The following is a 304-nucleotide window of genomic DNA, read 5'->3' as shown; positions in this document are numbered from 1 at the left end:
CAGAGAAATGAAGGACGTTGCTGATGATGTACGTGACGATTTGTTGAGTCTCCCTGACGCAGCCAAGATTGATCTGTACGGCGTGCAAGAAGAACAGATATACGTCGAATATGATAATTCAAAGTTGAGTGAGTTAAGTATTTCTCCTAGCCAACTTAGCGCAATGATTAAAAGCCGCAATATTATCATTCCTGGCGGGTCTATCACTGTGGGTGAAGAGCGCATTGAATTAGAACCATCCGGTAATTTTGAATCCGTTGAAGACATTGCAAACACAATACTTCCTATACCGGGTAGTAAAAGT

At 41.8% G+C, this 304-nt stretch carries 1 protein-coding gene; it reads left to right on the top strand.

Annotated elements, in window-relative coordinates:
* A partial coding sequence (locus A3738_RS09710; RefSeq protein WP_156504162.1) for an efflux RND transporter permease subunit occupies window positions 1-304 on the top strand: 304 nt, incomplete at both ends.

Source organism: Oleiphilus sp. HI0066, assembly GCF_001635725.1.
The sequence above is the reverse complement of the archived record's forward strand: the minus strand, read 5'-3'. Positions and strand labels throughout refer to the sequence as shown.